16 protein-coding genes are annotated in these 19,133 nt (G+C 53.5%); 11 read left to right on the forward strand and 5 right to left on the reverse strand.

What is annotated here, in order from left to right:
- Positions 1 to 23: 23 nt before the first annotated feature.
- From mnmE to OS189_RS06025, 5 genes are read left to right on the forward strand one after another with little or no spacing between them, the layout of a single operon-like run.
- Positions 24 to 1,310 carry a tRNA uridine-5-carboxymethylaminomethyl(34) synthesis GTPase MnmE gene (gene mnmE, locus OS189_RS06005; protein ID WP_267166384.1) on the forward strand — a complete coding sequence of 429 codons (1,287 nt, stop codon included), beginning with the start codon at positions 24 to 26 and terminating at the stop codon, positions 1,308 to 1,310.
- A gap of 12 nt (positions 1,311 to 1,322) precedes the next feature.
- Positions 1,323 to 3,185, forward strand: a complete 1,863-nt coding sequence (mnmG, locus tag OS189_RS06010) for a tRNA uridine-5-carboxymethylaminomethyl(34) synthesis enzyme MnmG (protein WP_267166385.1) — start codon at positions 1,323 to 1,325, stop codon at positions 3,183 to 3,185.
- On the forward strand, positions 3,185 to 3,793 hold the full coding sequence (gene rsmG / locus OS189_RS06015; protein WP_267166386.1) for a 16S rRNA (guanine(527)-N(7))-methyltransferase RsmG: 609 nt from the start codon (positions 3,185 to 3,187) through the stop codon (positions 3,791 to 3,793). Before mnmG ends, rsmG begins: the two co-directional genes overlap by 1 nt.
- Positions 3,786 to 4,613, forward strand: a complete 828-nt coding sequence (locus tag OS189_RS06020) for a ParA family protein (protein WP_267166387.1) — start codon at positions 3,786 to 3,788, stop codon at positions 4,611 to 4,613. Before rsmG ends, OS189_RS06020 begins: the two co-directional genes overlap by 8 nt.
- The gene (locus OS189_RS06025) at positions 4,603 to 5,496 is read left to right on the forward strand and encodes a ParB/RepB/Spo0J family partition protein (RefSeq protein ID WP_267166388.1); all 894 of its coding nucleotides are present in this window, start codon (positions 4,603 to 4,605) and stop codon (positions 5,494 to 5,496) included. Before OS189_RS06020 ends, OS189_RS06025 begins: the two co-directional genes overlap by 11 nt.
- Here OS189_RS06025 and hemW read toward each other — a convergent pair.
- From hemW to rph, 3 genes are read right to left on the reverse strand one after another with little or no spacing between them, the layout of a single operon-like run.
- A complete protein-coding gene (gene hemW, locus OS189_RS06030) occupies positions 5,493 to 6,650 on the reverse strand; it encodes a radical SAM family heme chaperone HemW (protein ID WP_267166538.1) in 1,158 nt (385 codons plus the stop codon). The two genes, OS189_RS06025 and hemW, sit on opposite strands and share 4 nt — an antisense overlap.
- Positions 6,643 to 7,254, reverse strand: coding sequence for an RdgB/HAM1 family non-canonical purine NTP pyrophosphatase (gene rdgB / locus OS189_RS06035; protein ID WP_267166389.1), 612 nt, complete (start codon positions 7,252 to 7,254; stop codon positions 6,643 to 6,645). The genes hemW and rdgB overlap by 8 nt, the downstream gene beginning before the upstream one ends.
- Positions 7,251 to 7,964, reverse strand: a complete 714-nt coding sequence (gene rph / locus OS189_RS06040) for a ribonuclease PH (protein WP_267166390.1) — start codon at positions 7,962 to 7,964, stop codon at positions 7,251 to 7,253. The genes rdgB and rph overlap by 4 nt, the downstream gene beginning before the upstream one ends.
- Before the next feature lie 84 nt (positions 7,965 to 8,048).
- Between rph and hrcA the strand changes: the two genes are divergently transcribed.
- Both hrcA and OS189_RS06050 read left to right on the forward strand, forming a co-directional pair.
- Complete coding sequence (hrcA, locus tag OS189_RS06045; RefSeq protein ID WP_267166391.1) at positions 8,049 to 9,113, forward strand: heat-inducible transcriptional repressor HrcA; 1,065 nt, start codon at positions 8,049 to 8,051, stop codon at positions 9,111 to 9,113.
- A gap of 9 nt (positions 9,114 to 9,122) precedes the next feature.
- The gene (locus OS189_RS06050) at positions 9,123 to 9,680 is read left to right on the forward strand and encodes a nucleotide exchange factor GrpE (RefSeq protein ID WP_267166392.1); all 558 of its coding nucleotides are present in this window, start codon (positions 9,123 to 9,125) and stop codon (positions 9,678 to 9,680) included.
- Positions 9,681 to 9,710: 30 nt separating this feature from the next.
- Here OS189_RS06050 and mutS read toward each other — a convergent pair whose 3' ends face one another.
- Entirely contained in the window at positions 9,711 to 12,353 is a 2,643-nt protein-coding gene (mutS, locus tag OS189_RS06055; protein WP_267166393.1) for a DNA mismatch repair protein MutS, read from the reverse strand.
- Between the two features lie 127 nt (positions 12,354 to 12,480).
- Here mutS and OS189_RS06060 point away from each other — a divergent pair, with 127 nt between their 5' ends.
- From OS189_RS06060 to OS189_RS06070, 3 genes are read left to right on the forward strand one after another with little or no spacing between them, the layout of a single operon-like run.
- Positions 12,481 to 14,208 carry a glycosyltransferase family 61 protein gene (locus tag OS189_RS06060; RefSeq protein WP_267166394.1) on the forward strand — a complete coding sequence of 576 codons (1,728 nt, stop codon included), beginning with the start codon at positions 12,481 to 12,483 and terminating at the stop codon, positions 14,206 to 14,208.
- A 57-nt stretch (positions 14,209 to 14,265) separates the two neighbouring features.
- Positions 14,266 to 16,524 carry an NADP-dependent malic enzyme gene (locus OS189_RS06065; RefSeq protein ID WP_267166395.1) on the forward strand — a complete coding sequence of 753 codons (2,259 nt, stop codon included), beginning with the start codon at positions 14,266 to 14,268 and terminating at the stop codon, positions 16,522 to 16,524.
- Positions 16,521 to 17,387 carry a ribokinase gene (locus OS189_RS06070; protein WP_267166396.1) on the forward strand — a complete coding sequence of 289 codons (867 nt, stop codon included), beginning with the start codon at positions 16,521 to 16,523 and terminating at the stop codon, positions 17,385 to 17,387. The genes OS189_RS06065 and OS189_RS06070 overlap by 4 nt, the downstream gene beginning before the upstream one ends.
- Here OS189_RS06070 and msrA read toward each other — a convergent pair.
- Positions 17,384 to 18,040, reverse strand: coding sequence for a peptide-methionine (S)-S-oxide reductase MsrA (gene msrA, locus OS189_RS06075; RefSeq protein ID WP_267166397.1), 657 nt, complete (start codon positions 18,038 to 18,040; stop codon positions 17,384 to 17,386). The two genes, OS189_RS06070 and msrA, sit on opposite strands and share 4 nt — an antisense overlap.
- 152 nt (positions 18,041 to 18,192) lie before the next feature.
- On the opposite strand from msrA, the gene OS189_RS06080 reads away from it, so the two are divergent.
- Positions 18,193 to 18,888 carry a sulfotransferase-like domain-containing protein gene (locus OS189_RS06080; RefSeq protein ID WP_267166398.1) on the forward strand — a complete coding sequence of 232 codons (696 nt, stop codon included), beginning with the start codon at positions 18,193 to 18,195 and terminating at the stop codon, positions 18,886 to 18,888.
- The last annotated feature ends 245 nt before the right edge of the window (positions 18,889 to 19,133 follow it).

Genomic DNA, 19,133 nt, shown 5'->3' on the forward strand with positions numbered 1-19,133 from the left:
CATAAATTCAAAGGCTTAGGTCTATGGATACGATATTTGCCCAAGCGACAGCAGTGGGCCGCGCTGGGGTGTCTATTGTGCGGATATCCGGACCATCGGCGCACGAAATCTGCACGGCACTGGTAGGAAAGCTGCCGAACCCGAGATCATCCGCGCTGCGGTTTGTAAAAGATCGTGCCGGAGGACATATTGATCAGGCACTTGTCCTTTCATTTACAGCTCCGGATAGTTTCACGGGCGAGGATGTCATCGAACTTCACCTTCATGGCAGTATTGCGATCATGCGTCGGGTTCTGAACGAGTTAGGACAATTCGAGGGGGCCAGACTTGCCAATCCGGGGGAATTTACACGCAGAGCGTTGGAAAACGGGCGTCTTGATTTGGTTCAAGTTGAAGGGCTGGCAGATCTGATCGAAGCAGAGACCGAAGCGCAGCGAAAGCAAGCACTCCGGGTGTTGTCCGGTGACTTGGGTTTAAGGATAGAAGCATGGCGACGTGACTTGATAAGAGCCGCGGCACTTTTGGAAGCCACAATCGATTTTGCAGATGAAGATGTGCCAGTAGATGTAAGTGATGAAGTGCGTTCGTTGCTCAAGAGCGTTGATCAAACACTGGCGAGAGAAATAAGTGGTGCCAGTGCAGCTGAGCGGATCCGGACTGGTTTCGAAGTTGCCATAGTAGGCGCACCAAATGTTGGAAAATCGACACTCCTCAATCGTTTAGCGGGTAGAGATGCTGCAATTACTTCAAACATTGCAGGTACGACACGTGATGTTATTGAAGTACGAATGGATCTCGGAGGACTGCCGGTAACGCTGCTTGATACGGCGGGTATTCGGGAAAGTCAGGATGAAGTTGAAGTACTTGGTGTTGAGCTTGCTTTACGGAGAGCAAAAGAAGCGGACATTAGGATATTCCTTTTAGACGAAGGTGATGAACCGCCAATTTCTCCATCTGACGAAGATATAATCTTGGAGTCCAAAGGTGATATCACAGGAAAGCCATATCCATCTATCTCAGGAAAGACGGGTTCAGGTGTTGAGCAACTTTTAAGGGAATTAGAGAAAGTTCTCGCTAACCTTGCATCCGGGGCAGGGCTCGCAACGCACGCCCGGCATGCAAGAGCGATGGAAGTTGCCCGCTCTGGCTTATGGTCTGCTTTAAGTTTGTTGGACGCAGGTCCGGACCTATATGATATTGCGGCGGCTGAACTCCGCCTAGGGATTCATGCTTTAGAAGTATTGGTTGGTCGCATTGATGCAGAGAATCTGCTAGATGAGATTTTCGCGAGTTTTTGTCTTGGAAAATGAGGATTGTTTCACGTGAAACATTTTGATGTCATTGTAATTGGTGGTGGTCATGCTGGTGCGGACGCGGCGCATGCTGCTGCGCGAATGGGTGCAAATACTGCTTTGGTTACGATGTCACGAAATACTATCGGTGTCATGTCCTGTAACCCAGCTATCGGAGGGCTCGGTAAAGGGCACCTTGTTCGGGAAATCGACGCGATGGATGGCCTCATGGGTCGGGTCGCTGATGCTTCAGGAATCCAGTTCCGACTATTGAATCGGCGCAAGGGGCCTGCTGTGCAGGGTCCCCGCGCGCAGGCCGACCGGAATATATATCGGAAATCGATGTTAGCGGAAATTGAAGCGCATCCGAAAATAGAAATCCTTGAGGGGGAGGTCACCGATTTAGTTATGGACGCCTCCCGTGTTTCAGGTGTCACCATGGCTGATGGTTCCAGCATTATGGCTGGAGCAGTTATTCTGACAACGGGAACCTTTCTCCGTGGGGTCATACACGTTGGAGATATTCAAAAGCCTGGCGGTCGGATGGGGGATAGACCGTCTTTGAGACTTGCTGAACGGATTGATAGCTTCGGATTATCTTTAGGCCGCCTAAAGACGGGAACACCGCCTCGTTTGGATGGAAATACGATTGAGTGGGATGGTCTGGAAAGCCAACCTGGAGATGATGAGCCAGTTCTCTTCTCTTTTCTTTCGAAGAGTGTTTTGGCAAAGCAGATTTCTTGCGGGATTACCCACACGAATGAGCGGACACATGAGATCATCCGGCAAAATCTGTCCAGATCAGCAATGTATGGTGGGCATATTGATGGCGTAGGCCCAAGATATTGCCCCTCGATCGAGGATAAAGTGGTACGCTTCGCAGAGAAAGAATCTCATCAAGTGTTCCTTGAGCCAGAAGGCTTAAGTGATTCAACGATATATCCGAATGGTATATCAACATCCCTGCCAGTCGACGTGCAGTTAGAATATGTACGTTCAATTAAGGGCTTGGAAAATGTCCAAATTCTTCAACCGGGCTATGCAATTGAATACGATTACGTTGACCCGAGAGCGTTGCGCCAGACATTAGAGCTTAAGGAGATTTCCGGATTATACCTTGCAGGTCAGATCAATGGTACGACAGGCTATGAGGAGGCGGCGGCTCAGGGCATGGTAGCTGGGCTTAATGCAGCTCTTGCCGTCCAAGGTGAGAGTCCAATAATCTTTAGCCGGACGAATAGCTATATCGGTGTAATGATAGATGATCTGACTGCCAGAGGTGTCACTGAACCTTACCGTATGTTTACGTCAAGAGCCGAATTCCGGTTATCCCTTCGAGCCGATAATGCTGATCAACGGTTGACCGGGCTTGGATTGGAAATAGGTTGTATAGGCCAAGCGCGCGCGAAGGTTTTTGACGAGAAAATGTCAATGCTTGGTCATTGCCGTAAACTTCTGGAGCAACGATCATACACTCCTAAGGAGGCAGCGCGTTCAGGTATTAAGATTAATGAAGATGGCCAACGAAGAACCGCTTTCCAATTACTTTCATTTCCGGATGTCGAATTTTCTGATCTAGTCGCGCTTGATCCTGATTTGGCGACCATCGAGCATGAAACTGCCGTGCAGGTTTCCAGGGACGCGCTTTATGCGAACTATATCAAGCGGCAAGAAAAGGACGTCGCGAAATTATTGAAGGACGAAATGGAGCGGATACCGTCATATTTCGATTATTCCCTTATTGAAGGCCTTTCAAACGAACTCAAGATGAAGCTATCTGCCGCAAAGCCAGAGAATCTGTCTCAGGCCTCACGTATCGACGGAATGACGCCAGCTGCACTGACACTCATATTGGCGATAATTCGGAAGCAACAGACAAAGGCGGCAATTTGATGGCCAGCGCCCTGTTGGATAATGTTTCACGTGAAACAATGGAACGACTGAGAGCTTTAGAAGCCTTGGTACAGAAGTGGACAAAAAAGATAAATCTTGTTTCAGGAAAAGATGCGCTCCAGGTATGGGATCGGCATATAGTAGACTCGATCCAGATTTTTAATCTGGCGCCCGAAGGTGGTAGCTGGCTGGACATCGGCAGTGGCGGTGGTTTTCCGGGGATAGTGGTTGCTATACTGGCGAAAGAAACCGATCCGGATCGCACATTTTCGCTTGTTGATAGTGATCAGAGGAAATGTGCTTTTCTTCGTACAGCTGCTCGTGAGCTTGATCTTAACGTAAACGTCATCGCTGCCCGTGTTGAAGAGATTGAGCCTTTAAATGCCCAAGTTCTCTCTGCAAGGGCGCTTAGCGATTTGCCGATGTTGCTGGAATTTGCTGAGCGGCATCTTTCAAAATCTGGTATGGCAGTTTTTCCCAAAGGGTCGAGTTGGCAGAAAGAGCATGAGGCGGCGCAGAAAACCTGGTCCTATAAGTTGGAAGTCGTAAGAAGTATGACAAATAGCGACGCTACAATTTTAAAAATTGAGGAGCTTAAGCGTGTCTGACCTATCGCGGCCGACCGGGCCGAAAATTATTGCGGTCGCGAACCAGAAGGGCGGGGTGGGTAAGACCACCACCACGATTAATCTTGCTGCAGCGCTTGTCGAGAAAGGCAAACGTGTGCTGGTGATCGATCTAGATCCGCAAGGAAACGCATCAACGGGGCTTGGCATTGGTGCGGATAACCGTGAATTTACCACTTACGAGCTTCTGCTCGAAGATATCGACCTAGAAGAAGTCATTTTAGAAACCCAGACCAAAGGGCTTTACATTGTCCCGGCTACTGTGGATTTGAGTTCGGCTGATCTGGAGCTACTCACAAACGAAAAGCGGAGCTTCCTACTACACGATGCGCTTCGACAAACGCAGATGGACACATTTGCGTTTGACTACATCCTAATTGATTGTCCACCTTCGCTGAACCTTCTTACAGTGAATGCGATGATCGGGGCTCATTCGGTGCTTGTTCCTCTGCAAAGTGAGTTTTTCGCGTTGGAAGGGTTGTCGCAACTCATGTTGACCATCCGAGAGGTTCGTCAATCGGGTAACAAAGACCTTCGAATTGAGGGTATTGTGCTAACTATGTATGATCGTCGGAACAATCTATCCCAACAGGTTGAGCAGGACGCACGTGATAATCTGGGTGATCTGGTTTTTAAAACGATGGTGCCGCGAAATGTTCGTGTGAGCGAAGCACCCAGTTTTGCAATGCCTGTTCTGTCCTATGATACCCTGTCCAAGGGCGCTAAAGCATACCGTGAATTGGCAGACGAACTACTGGCTAAAAATTCTCCCGTTGTAAAAGAGGTGCAGCATGTCGAATAATCAGGAACGGAAAAGGGGTCTCGGTCGCGGTTTGTCTGCGCTGATGGCGGACGTAAGTGAAACAGAGACCGTCGCGGCTAAAGGTCCGTCTGCTGCCGATCAGCTTGTTCCAATTGAACGTATTTCGCCCAATCCCGACCAGCCGCGCAAGCAGTTCGTGCAGAATGATCTTGAGGATCTGGCCGCTTCGATAAAGGAAAAGGGCGTTTTACAACCGTTGATCGTCCGCGCGAGGGATAACGGGAATTTTGAAATTGTTGCGGGTGAACGTCGTTGGCGCGCTGCCCAGATGGCGCAACTTCATTCGCTGCCCGTAATTGTTCGCGAATTCAGCGATATAGAAGTTCTTGAAGTCGCGATCATCGAAAATATCCAGCGTGCTGATTTGAACGCTGCGGAAGAGGCTGCCGGTTACAAGCAGCTTATGGACAAGTTCGGCCATACACAGGAGAAGATGGCGGAGGCGTTGGGTAAGAGCAGGAGCCACATTGCGAACCTTTTGCGGCTGCTAAATCTTCCCACGCCGGTTCTCGAATTGTTACGTGACGGTCAGTTAAGTGCAGGGCATGCACGTGCGCTTATTCCTGCCACTGACGCCTTGAAACTTGCCCAGCAAGTGATCAAAGGAGGTTTGTCCGTTCGCGCGACAGAGGCGCTGGTAAAACGCGAGCATTCAGATGACGGCAGGGGAAAGCCGGCAAGCGGGAAGGCGGCAGGCGAAAAGGATGCTGACACAAAGGCTTTAGAGGGCGATCTATCTGCAAACCTCGGCATGCGTGTAATGCTTACACATAAGCCAGGGCAAGAAAATGGCCAGCTTACCGTTCAGTATAAATCGCTGGATGAGCTTGACGAATTATGCCGGTTGTTGAGCGCTACTTAGGTCGTCAATAATTCCGAAATGACCGAGTTTAGTACTTTAAACCCTTGATTTGTAACGAGTAACCTATCTTTTTGCATGGCTATCATGCCGATGGACGCCAGATGTTCGATCGTATTCGGATTCAGCGGCTTCTTGGCCAACGCAGTGTATCGGTTGACATCAATGCCTTCCCGCAGACGCAGCCCCATCAACATAAACTCGGTCGCTTCATCATCGCGACTGAGCTGTTCGCGGCTTTGTTCAGCGTTTTTCGATGCAACGGCATCCAGCCAGCGTTTGGGATTGCTATAGCAAATCGTTGCGCTGCGTTTCCCGTTGGTTGTCAGCCTGCCATGCGCTCCGGGTCCGATCCCCAGATAATCGCCGTAGCGCCAATAGATCAGGTTGTGTCGAGATTGGGCACTGTCGGAGGCGTGGTTTGAAACCTCGTAGGCTGGCATCCCGGCAGCGCCGCAAATATCCTGAGTCGCATCAAACATATCGGCACCCAGATCTTCATCGGGCAGTCCGCGCAGTTTCCCGATGGCGTAGCGATCACCAAATGCAGTGCCAGCCTCAATCGTCAACTGATAGAGGGAAAGGTGGTCTATTGATAAGGATAGAGCCGTTTTTAGCTCCGCTTGCCAGTCTTTCAACGACTGGTTCTGGCGCGCATAGATCAGATCAAAACTAACCCTCTCAAACGTGTTGCGTGCGATATCAAATGCGGTCAGTGCCTCGGTAACCGTGTGAATTCTGCCCAACCTTTTAAGGTCGGCATCATTCAGGGCCTGAATACCCATAGAGATGCGTGAAACGCCACCGTCGCGATATGCAACAAATCTGCCTGCTTCAACTGATCCGGGATTTGCTTCTAGTGTGATTTCCAGATCGTTCGCCGTCGGCCACAATTTTCTTATTTCCGCAATAACAGCGGCGACCGTTTCAGGGTCCATCAGGCTGGGGGTGCCACCGCCGAAAAATACCGAAGTTACGGTACGGCCCTTCGTTTCTGCGGCGTAGCGGTTGAGCTCGGAAAGATAGGCAATTTTCCACGCGCCTTGATCGATGTTGCGTGAAACATGGCTGTTAAAATCGCAGTAGGGGCATTTTGCTTCGCAGAACGGCCAATGGATGTAGATGCCAAAGCCGCCCTGTTGCCAATCTTCAGTCAAAGCACTGCGCCAACAATTTGGTAAATGCATCGGCACGGTGGCTCATCGCGTTTTTTTCCTCGTGGCTCATCTCGGCAAAGGTGCGTGATTCTCCCAAGGGTTGAAAAATGGGATCATAACCATGACCGGTCTGGCCGCGCATGGGCCAGACAAATGTGCCATCGACAAACCCTTCGACAACCTCGTCGTGGCCGTCAGGCCAGGCCAGCACCAAGGTTGCGCAAAAGCGCGCTGCACGCGGATGCGGTGCATTCGCTTTTTCCAGTAAATCATGGGTTTTACGCATCGCCACAACGAAATCGCGGCCGTCCGGAGTCTCTGCCCAATCGGCGGTGTAGACACCCGGCGCACAGTCCAGCGCGGCGACCTGAATACCGCTGTCATCTGCCAGCGCAGGAAGTCCGGTTGCCGCTACAGCCGCATGGGCCTTGATCCGTGCGTTGCCGATAAATGTGTCTTCGGTTTCTTCCGGCTCATCCAGATTCAATTCAGCGGCACCAACAACTGTGATCCCGAGCGGCGCAAATAGCTGCCGCATTTCTTCCAATTTGCCAGCGTTGTGTGTGGCGATCAGTATCCGGTCGCTCTCAAATTTCCGGCTCATGCGCAGGCGGCCTTCTGGATAGCGGTCAGTTCGGCGATGCCTTTTTCAGCCAGATCAATCAGTTCATTCATCTGCGCGCGGGAGTAGGTGGATCCTTCAGCGCTCATCTGGGTTTCAATCATCTGGCCGCTTTCGGTCATGATGAAATTGCCGTCGACGCCTGCTTCGGAATCTTCGGGGTAATCGAGGTCCAGCACAGGCTGGCCTGCGTAGATACCACAGCTGATAGCCGCAACCGGATCGGTCATCGGGTCCGAAATCACATCACCCGCTTTCATCAGCTTGTTCACCGCAAGACGCAGGGCGATCCAGCCGCCGGTAATGGCAGCGCAACGGGTGCCACCATCAGCCTGAAGAACATCGCAATCAACCGTGATCTGCCGTTCGCCAAGAGCAACCCGGTCAACACCCGCCCGCAGGGACCGACCGATAAGGCGCTGGATTTCTACGGTGCGACCACCCTGCTTGCCTGCCGCCGCTTCGCGCCGCATCCGCGTGTTTGTCGCACGGGGAAGCATGCCGTATTCCGCAGTGACCCAGCCCAGGCCAGAGCCCTTGATAAACGATGGCACGCGCGGCTCGATCGAGGCGGTGCACAGCACGTGGGTGTCACCCATCTTGATTAGCGCCGAGCCTTCGGCGTGTTTGGTAAAGCCGACGTCGACCGATACAGTGCGCATTTCGTCAAGTTTCCGACCGGATGGGCGCATGGGATATTCCTTTTGTTTGATTTAGGCATCTCGATACCGCCCGATCCCTTGCAGATGCAACCCCCGCACCCTTAATGTGTGAGTATGACAGACACCTCTGGCCTTTTGCAGGAAATGAATGATCGCTCGCGCGAGGTGTTTCGCCGCGTGGTGGAGGGGTATCTTGCCAACGGAGATCCGGTGGGATCACGCACGCTGACCCGTGATTTTTCCGAAAAGGTAAGTGCCGCAACTATCCGCAACGTGATGCAAGATCTTGAGCATCTCGGCCTGCTTGACAGCCCGCACGTCAGTGCTGGGCGTATTCCCACGCAGCTTGGTTTGCGTATGTTTGTCGATGGTTTGCTAGAAGTAGGAAACCCCGACGATAGCGATCGCGCGCAGATTGATGCGACGATGGGGAAAAACGGTGATGATGTATCAGGTATGCTCGATCGTCTGGGCACCGCATTGTCGGGTGTAACACACGGCGCGTCACTGGTGCTGGCCCCGAAACATGAAGCACCTATAAAACATATCGAATTTGTTTCGTTGTCCCATGACCGTGCACTGGCTGTTCTGGTGTTTTCGGATGGTCACGTTGAAAACCGCCTGTTCGCGCCGCCCGCAGGACAGACACCGAGCTCCATGCGCGAAGCGGCAAATTTCCTTAATTCGCTGGTGGAAGGCAAAACCCTGAGCGAGTTGCAAAGCACGATCAAAACCGAAATGAAACGCCGCCGTCAGGAGATCGACGCTCTAGCCGCAGAACTGGTTGAGAGCGGTTTGGTTATTTGGGACAGCAGCGAGGACCACCCCGAGCGTTTGATCGTACGGGGGCGGGCGAATTTGCTCACAGACAGCGGTGATGTGCAGGACCTTGAGAAGGTCCGCAGCCTGTTTGATGACCTTGAACGCAAGCGCGATATCGCGGATTTTCTCGAATTGGCCGAGGATGGCGACGGTGTGCGTATCTTTATTGGCTCTGAGAACAAACTTTTCTCACTTTCGGGTAGCTCTTTGGTAGTTTCCCCATATATGAACTCTGATCGTAAGATCATTGGTGCGGTGGGCGTTATTGGCCCGACGCGCCTGAACTATGGACGTATCGTGCCGATTGTGAATTACACGGCGCAACTGGTTGGAAAGCTGATTTCCGACCGGAGTTAGAGGTGGAAAATGGCAGACCCGAACGATTTTTTGGATGATCCCGAAGCGGCAGAGGCAGAGGCTTATGCAAGCGAGATGGAAGAGATTGACGAGGGCGAGCTGGCCCTTGAAGAGATAATCGCAGAGCGCGACAAGTACAAAGACCGCTTTACCCGCGCACTGGCAGATGCCGAAAATGCACGCAAGCGGTCCGAGAAGGATCGCCGTGAGGCCGAAAACTACGGCGGCTCGAAACTGGCGCGGGATATGTTGTCAGTTTATGACAATATGAAGCGCGCGCTGGAGGCGGCAACCGAAGAACAGCGCAGCGTTTCCGGCCCGCTTCTGGAGGGGATTGAACTCACTATGCGGGAGCTTCTGTCGGTTTTCAAAAAACACGGCATCGAAGTGATTGCGCCCCAGACCGGCGACCGATTTGATCCAAAGATCCATCAGGCGATGTTTGAAGCACCCGTTCCGGAAACACGCGCGGGTGATATCATTCAGGTCGCGGCAGAGGGTTTCATGCTGCATGATCGTTTGTTGCGTCCGGCACAGGTCGGCGTCTCTTCGACTCCTGCTTCCTGACCCAAGCCAAAATCCAATCAATTGAGGCGGTCAATCTTTGGCCGCCTCTTTCAATTTATAGATGAGGTCAAGCGCTTCGCGTGGCGACAGCTCATCCGGCAGGATACTTTCCAACATTGTATCCAGTGCAGATTCTTTCACAGGCGCTGGGGCCGGCGTCGGGGTGGTTGAGAAAAGTGGCAGATCGTCGATCAGGGTTTTCTGCGTTGCCCCGCCTTCACGCTCGCCTTTTTCCAGCGCTTCCAGAACAACACGGGCGCGTGCGATTACTTGCGCTGGCAGGCCGGCAAACTGTGCAACTTGAACCCCGTAAGACCGATCCGCCGCGCCCTTTTTAACCTCGTGGAGGAAAATGACATCGCCCTCCCACTCCTTAACTGTGACGGTGGCGTTGTCGACACCATCAAGTTTTCCGGCAAGCGCGGTCATCTCGTGGTAGTGCGTGGCAAACAAAGCCCGCGCGCGGTTCACATCATGCAAATGTTCCAACGTGGCCCAGGCAATAGACAGACCGTCATAGGTGGCCGTGCCGCGCCCGATCTCATCAAGGATCACCAGTGCGCGGTCATCCGCCTGATTAAGGATCGCAGCGGTTTCGACCATTTCGACCATAAAGGTCGAGCGACCTCGCGCCAGATCATCGGAAGCGCCAACGCGACTAAACAACTGGCTGACCAATCCGATATGCGCAGATCGCGCTGGTACATAGCTGCCCATTTGCGCAATCAGGGCCATCAGGGCGTTTTGGCGCAAATAGGTCGATTTACCCGCCATGTTCGGGCCGGTTAGCAACCAGATCGCGGCATCGGTGTCGGCGCTAAGGTTGCAATCATTAGCGACGAAGGGTGTGCCTGATTGCTGGGCCAGCGCACGTTCAACCACCGGATGCCGACCGCCCTGTATGTCAAACGCGCGTGAATTATCGACCAAGGGGCGCACCCAATTTTCCGATTGCGCCAGATCTGCAAGGGCTACCGCCAGATCCAGTTCTGCAAGCGCGGCAGAAGTCGCGCCAATTTCACCGGCGTTTTGCAGAATTGCCACGCGCAGGGATTCATAGAGCTGCTTTTCCAATTCGACAGCGTGATTGCCCGCATTCAGGATTTTCGTCTCAAGCTCGGAGAGTTCAACAGTGGTGAACCTGACCTGATTGGCCGTCGTCTGGCGGTGGATAAATGTATCCGACAGCGGGGGCGACAGCATTTTTTCAGCGTGGGTTGTGGTGGTTTCAATGAAGTACCCAAGCACGTTGTTGTGCTTGATTTTGAGTGTCGAAATGCCTGTATCAGTGACGAATTCTGCTTGCATGGCAGCTACAACGCTGCGGCCTTCATCGCGCAATTTCCGCGCCTCGTCCAACGCGTCGTGATAGCCTTGCGCAATAAATCCGCCATCGCGTACCAGCAACGGCGGCTCGGGGATAAGCGCATCATCCAATAGCGCAACCAACGTTTCATGGCCGGCAAGGTTCTGGACAGCGGTTTTCAGCAGGTCGGGCAGATGTTGTGACGTTAGCGATTGATGCAAGTATTCAGCTTCGGATAGCCCGTTCCGGATCGATGCGAGGTCGCGCGGCCCGCCACGGCCCAGTGATAGCCGCGACAGGGCGCGCTCAAGATCGGGGACCGAACGCAGGCGTTGGCGGATATCTTGTGCGACGCGGGGGGTTTGAACGGCGAAATCCACCGCGTCCAGACGGGCGTGAATTGTCTCTAATACGCGCGAAGGGCTCGAAATTCGCCGCTCCAGCAGACGGGCGCCAACCGACGTGACGGTACGGTCCATGACCGACAGAAGTGATCCGGAGCGTCCGCCAGTCAGTGAATGGGTCAATTCAAGGTTGCGGCGCGTTGCGGCGTCGATCTGAACGGTGCGCGCTTCGGTTTCCTTGACCGGTTTGCGCAGTAGGGGCAGATTGCCCTTTTGGGTCATGTCCAGATATTCGATCAATGCACCCATCGCCGATACCTCGGCGCGGCTGAAATTTCCAAAAGCATCCAGCGACGTGACCCCGAACAGTGTGCAAATTCGCTCCTCGGCTCCTGTGCTGTCAAAACTTGCACGCGCAAGCGGCGTGAGAGAGAGGCCGAATTCAGTCTCTAATTCGCGGTGTTCTGTCTCTTTCCCTTCAGCAACCAAAAGTTCTGAGGGCGCCAGGCGGGCAAGTTCCGGCCCTAGCCTGACCAGAGGAACACTCATCACGTGGAACGCGCCCGTTGAAATATCGACCCAAGCCAGTGCGTGCGCATCACGCACCTCTGCAAATGCGGCAAGATAATTGTGACGCCGTGCCTCCAGTAACGACTCTTCGGTCAAAGTGCCCGGCGTTACCAGACGGACGACATCGCGATTCACCACGGATTTATGACCGCGCTTTTTCGCCTCCGCCGGCGTTTCCAGTTGTTCGCCGACCGCTACGCGGAAACCCTTGCGGATCAACGTCAGCAGATATCCTTCGGCAGCGTGGACCGGCACGCCGCACATCGGGATGTCGGCGCCATCATGTTTGCCCCGCTTGGTCAGGGCAATGTCCAGCGCCTCGGCAGCTGCAACTGCGTCGTCAAAAAACAATTCATAAAAATCGCCCATACGATAAAACAGCAGGGCGTCGGGATAGCCGGATTTGATCTCCAGATATTGGGCCATCATCGGTGTGACAGTGCCTGCACTCATCTCAATCTCCCTCGCTTGTAGTGTCCATACAAAACCAGACCACGCGAGGAAAGGGGCCGTTCCTGTAGACGATTTCCTTCAGTATGGTAGAACATGCTATCTGGTCCCCCAAGAGACAACCGAGCCGGTGAAAAACAAGATTGACCTAACCGATGATCCCCAAACGCTGTTCCTTGATCCGTGGCAGGATGAGGGGCTTAAGCTGTTGCGCGAGCCGGACTTTTTGTGGCGAAAGAGACCAGCGGCAAAGATCTCGGGGTTTGGCGTAAGTAAGCATCCGCAAATTAACCAGAAAATTCGCTCGTTTCTGGACAGTACCCGCCGACAGCGCAAGTTTAGTGCGGCGATCGAGGTAAATACCGTACCTGCTGTTGTCGATGATGCAAATTTTCGCAAAGCGGCGATGATTGCCAAGGGAAAACTGGTGTTGTCCGGCGCGTCAGGCACACGGTTGCTGAATGCATATCGTTGGGAACACGAAGCAGCTGACTTTGACCCTGAAAAGCGTTTAGGGGACTATTTCACCACCTGTCAGTCAGCAAATGTGGCGTCACAGATACCTGTGGAAACGACGTTTCTGGAAAACGATATCCACTTCGCTGTCGTGTGTCGCAACACGTTCAACTTTTATCATTTCATTGTTGAATCACTGTCCCAACTTACGGTGCTGGATGAGGTGGGGTTTCAGGGAAGCATCTATTTCCACTATCCCAACAGCGAGGAAAAGCGTCGCCCCTTTGCCGAAGCATTTGTTGAGGCGTTGTTTCCAGAATTTGCGGGCCGCGTGCATTTTGAACGTGCGCCAAAAGACTACCGTCTGGTCTTGACCGCATTTGATATGACGACAGCCATGTATCAGGCACCCGCTGTGCGGACAGATGGCATAAGAAAACTGGCGCCGCGCGGTGGTGCGCCGCTGGATCTCTCCACGGCGGAAGGGCAGGAAAAACTGGGAATGAACGCTGTAAGCAGCGCTCTTTTAGCTCTGCGCACCCGTGCCTTGAAAGCGATAGAGGGGCGGAATTTCGATCATCTGCCAAAGCGCTTCTTTGTGGGCCGTGATGATCGCAGCAGCCGCAACCGTCCGTTAGATGGTCAGGACCATCTGTTTGAGCATTTGCAACTGTTCGGGTTTGAGTGGGTGGTTTTCGAAAATCTGTCACCGCTGGAGCAGATCGCGATTATGGCGCAGGCAGAGATGATGGTATCGCCGCACGGGGCGGGATTTACCAACATGCTGTTTGCCAATCCAGACGCCTACGTCATCGAGCTGGGAACATTGCAAACTGCGCGCTACCGCTGGAAAGAATTCTGGCCGTTGGCCCATGCAGCGCAATGCAAATACGTCAGCTTTTTTGCTGACTTCAACACGGATGATCCGCTTCAGGAGCCGAAGTTCGAAGTGGATGGTATTGTTCCGGTCCGCTTGTCTGACGAAGGGGTTGCGCAAGTGATGTCGTTTATCGTCACTGTACTCGGCCATACTCCCAAAATGCCCAGCAAGGCGACTCTGACACAACTTGGACGGCGTGTTTTGCAAACCGGTGCAGCAATGCAGGCAATCACGCTATTGGAGGCCCATGCGGACAAGGCAACCGGTGATTTAGGTCTTTGCCTGTTGAAAGCCGATTGCCACAAGGAACTTGGTGAAACCAAATCGGAGTTGGTCGCGCTGGAACAGGCCTATCAGGCAGAGCCGAAACGCTGGCAAACCCTGATCCGCATTTTCTGGTGCGCCAGTAATTGTGACCGCCCTCAAGTGGTGCGCTGGGCGCTTTCCGTGTTGCAGCGTGATTTTCCGGAGCGCTACGAAAATTTTATTCGTAACCACGACTGGGTTCGCTTTGTCGCCTGATTGTGTGGCCGCGCTTGCACCGCTATGATTGCCGAAACAAATGGAGAGTGCCTGCCTGTGACCAAAACCAAAGTAACTTCCGAAGAGGCGCTGGCCTTTCATCTTGACCCGACACCGGGCAAGTTCGAGATCACCGCGACCGTCCCCATGACAACCCAGCGTGATCTGTCACTGGCGTATTCTCCGGGTGTTGCCGTGCCATGTGAGGCAATCGCTGCCGATCCGCAACTGGCATATGATTACACGAACAAGGGCAATCTTGTTGCCGTGATTTCGAATGGTACGGCGGTTCTGGGGTTGGGTAACCTCGGCGCGTTGGCATCCAAACCGGTGATGGAGGGTAAGGCGGTTTTGTTCAAACGCTTTGCCGATGTGAACTCGATCGACATCGAACTGGACACAGAAGACACCGAAGCGTTTATCAACGCGGTCAAGCTGATGGGGCCGACCTTTGGCGGCATAAATCTGGAAGACATCAAGGCGCCAGAATGCTTCATCATTGAACAGCGTCTGAAAGAGGAAATGGACATTCCTGTTTTCCACGATGACCAGCATGGGACTGCAGTCATCTGTGCGGCGGGCCTGCTGAATGCTTTGAAAATATCAGGTAAAAAGATTAAGGACGTGAAAATCGTTCTCAATGGTGCGGGTGCTGCGGGTATTGCCTGCCTTGAACTCCTCAAGGCAATGGGAGCAAAGCACAATAACTGTATCATGTGTGATACAAAGGGCGTGATTTATCAGGGCCGCACCGACGGCATGAACCAGTGGAAGTCGGCCCATGCTGCGTCTACCGATGCACGTAGTCTGGCGGATGCGATGGACGGTGCCGATGTGTTTCTGGGCGTGTCGGCCAAGGGTGCGGTGACTGCGGATATGGTTGCAAGCATGGCATCTGATCCGGTGATCTTTGCGATGGCAAACCCCGACCCGGAAATAACCCCCGAAGAAGCGCACGCTGTTCGGGAAGATGCTATCGTTGCCACCGGACGCAGTGACTATCCCAATCAGGTAAATAACGTTCTGGGCTTTCCGTATCTTTTTCGCGGGGCGCTCGACATCAATGCGCGGGCGATTAATGACGAGATGAAGATTGCCTGCGCCCATGCCCTCGCCAATCTGGCGCGTGAGGATGTGCCGGATGAAGTTGCGCTTGCCTACGGTAAAAACCTCACGTTCGGTCGCGATTATATCATCCCGACCCCGTTTGACCCGCGTTTGATCCACCGTATTCCGCCGGCAGTGGCAAAAGCGGGGATGGATACAGGCGTTGCACGCCGTCCTATAATTGATATGGAAGCTTACGAGCTTAGCCTGAAATCCCGTCTTGATCCGACAGCGAACATCATGCGCAGCATCAATGTGCGCGCCCGCGCCAATCAATCGCAGATGATCTTTGCCGAAGGCGATGACCCCAAGGTACTGCGCGCCGCTGTGATGTACCAACGGCAGGGATACGGAAAAGCGCTGGTTGTGGGCCGCACAGATGATGTGAAAGGTAAATTGATTGCCGCAGGCATCGGTGACGCACTGTCGGAACTGGAAATAGTCAACGCGGCCAATACTCCTCACTTGGATGTTTATAAATCCTTCCTTTATGAAAAGCTTCAGCGTCGCGGGTTTGATCACAAAGACATTCACCGCCTTGCCGCGCGTGATCGGCATGTTTTTGCGTCGCTGATGCTGGCCCACGGCCACGGAGACGGGCTTGTCACCGGTGCCACACGTAAATCCGCGCATGTTCTTGAACGGATCAACCACGTGTTTGAAGCCAATTCCCAAGCAGGCGTGACAGGGATTACGGCGCTTCTGCACAAAGGGCGTATTGTGTTGATCGGGGATACGCTGGTGCATGAATGGCCGGACGCGAACGATCTTGCCAATATTGCCGAGAGTGCCGCGCGCGTTGCGCGGCATCTGGGTATGGAGCCGCGTGTGGCATTTGTAAGCTTTTCCACCTTTGGCTATCCGGTATCGGAGCGCGCAGAAAAAATGCACAAGGCCCCCAGCGTGCTGGATAGCCGTGGGGTGGATTTTGAATACGAAGGTGAAATGACTGTCGATGTTGCTCTGAACGTCGAAACCCAGAAGAGCTATCCTTTCTCACGTCTGACAGGTCCGGCGAACATTCTTGTTGTGCCTGCGCGCCACTCTGCCAGTATTTCGGTCAAGCTGATGCAGGAAATGGCGGGGGCGACGGTGATCGGCCCGATTTTGACAGGGTTGGATAAATCCATCCAGATCGCTTCTTCAACCTCTACAGCAAACGATATCCTGAACATGGCAATTCTCGCCTCCTGTAAGGTTGGCGGATGATCTGGAACCTCGGCTCGATTAATATCGATAAGTTTTACGAGGTGCCGCATTTGCCCGCCGCTGGTGAAACGCTGGCGGCGGTCAGTTATGGTTTCGGGCTGGGCGGCAAGGGTGCAAATATGTCTGTCGCTGCGGCGCGCGGTGCGGCGCGGGTGTCTCATATAGGCGCCGTCGGGCCGGAGGGGGCGTGGACCATTGAGCGGTTGTTGGAATACGGTGTAGATACGCCCCACATTGCGCAACTTGATGTGCCAACGGGCCATGCGAACATCGTGATCGAGCAAGGTGGCGAGAATAATATCGTTTTATTTCAAGGAGCAAACATAGAGCTGAGCGAAGCCATAATTGGTGCCGCCCTGACCGAAGCGTCGCCCCGCGATTTCCTGCTGATGCAGAACGAAACCAACGGGCAAGAGTACGCCGCAACCACGGCCCAGGCATTGGGCCTGCGGGTTGTCTATGCCGCAGCCCCGTTCGAAGCAGCCGCGATAGAACAGCTTCTGGGCCGTATTGATTTGCTTGTTCTCAACGAAGTCGAAGCAACTCAGCTGGAAACAGCAACCGGACAACGTGTTGACGCATTGGGCATTCCTGATGTGGTTGTGACGCTGGGTGCAAAAGGGTGCAGATGGCTCTCTAACACAGGGGAAAAGCGGTTTGATGCCTATCCCGCCGAAGCAGTGGATACGACAGGTGCAGGTGATACATTTACCGGATATCTTGTGGCCGGTCTGGATCGCGGCATGAACATGGACGCCGCGATTGATCTGGCCCTAAAAGCAGGCGCTTTAATGGTGGCGCGGCGTGGCACGGCGGATGTAATCCCCGACCTGAAGGAAATTCAGGATCATTTCGGGAGTTAACCGGCAAACGGCGCGGCATTGCCCCAAAGTTCTTTAACGCGCTGATCGCGACCACAAGCCTCGCGATAGGCTTTGTAAGCATTCGCTTGGGATTTGGGTCCAAAGCGGGTGATGACCAATTTCGATCCTTTCGCATAATCCTGATGATATTCCTCAGCCGGATAAAATTTGGCTTCCGGAAGAATTGGCGTGACAACCGTCTGGCCCAGTTCGGCCTGTGCTTCTTCTTTGGCTCGCTGCGCTGCGGCTTTCTGATCGCCGTTTGCGAATATTGCAGTGCGATAGCTGTCGCCGCGATCACAAAACTGGCCGCCTGCATCGGTTGGGTCGACCGAACGGAAGAATAGATCAAGCAACTGTCTCGCGTTTATCACGGATGGATCATAGGTGATCCGGACTGCTTCATAATGACCGGTCCCGCCTGCGGTGACCTGCTTGTAAGTCGGATCAGGTGTTTTGCCACCAGTATAGCCTGAGACAGCATCTTTCACGCCTTTCACCTTTTCGAAATCCGCTTCGACGCACCAGAAACAGCCGCCGGCGACTGTCAGTGTTTCGGTGCCGCCTGCATGGACAGGCGCGGCTTTCACAAATAGGCCGACTGCGATCAGACCGGCCAGTGCGATAGACTTCAGATTGTTGAGCGTGCTCATGGTACTCTCCATTTTTATCACCATGCTGACGGTGTGCGTAGCGTTTCGCAACGCTTGAATGAATTCCTCACGGTGTGGTGATTTGAGTTTACCGTCCTGTTTGGCCTGCTAAGACTTGGTTCAACGCAGTTCATTACAGAAGGATCCCGCCGATGCGTATCGCCATGTGGTCAGGCCCCCGCAATCTGAGTACGGCAATGATGTACGCATTCGGCGCGCGGGACGATTTCGCTGTGATGGACGAGCCATTCTATGCGCCCTACCTGGTCAAATCGGGGAGCGACCACCCCATGGCAGACCAGATTATCGCAGCGCATGAATCCGATCCGGTGCGAGTTGCGGCGTTATGTGGGCGCGAAGGAAATCCGCATTTGTATATGAAGCATATGCCGCATCATATGCTGGACGGCTTTCCGATGGCGTGGGCCAACGATTGCGTAAACATCCATCTGATACGGCATCCCGCGCGCGTGATCGCCAGCTATGCCGCCAAGCGTGAATCGCCGACGCTGGATGATATCGGTTTTATCCAGCAGGCCGATTTGTTCGATCGGCTGGGTGGTATCGTAATCGACAGCACGGATATTCGCGCAGACCCCGAAGGCATGTTGCGCGCATTATGTGCCGCGATTGAACTGCCCTTTGACCCGATGATGCTGCATTGGCCAGCAGGACCGCGGGCGGAGGATGGCATCTGGGCGCAGCACTGGTACGGGGCGGTTCACAACAGCACAGGCATTGCAGGTGCTGAGGGCGCGTTGCCTGATGTGCCGGCCGAATTGCAATCGGTTTTGGAGGAGGCGGTGCCGTACTATCAACGGTTACATCAGCGCCGTCTTTCCCCGTGAACAAATCCAAATCGTTGTTAAATGTTCAGCGTTCTTAAATAGTATTTAGGTAGTGTTTACCGCATAGACTGATTTTTCGGTCTTAGTAACGAGTAGGCGGCTCGGGCATTTATTTGCTCGGGCCGTTCGTTTTTTTTGAAGCTGCTCACTCGGATTTATATGATCAATCAGCTCGGTAAGATCGTTGTGCTGGGTTCAGCACCAAAGCGGGCGTGGCCCGATCAGAAGGATCTGATCAGGCCGAA

It is taken from the genome of Sulfitobacter sp. F26169L, from assembly GCF_026410285.1.
In the GTDB taxonomy this organism is placed as follows: Bacteria; Pseudomonadota; Alphaproteobacteria; order Rhodobacterales; family Rhodobacteraceae; genus Sulfitobacter.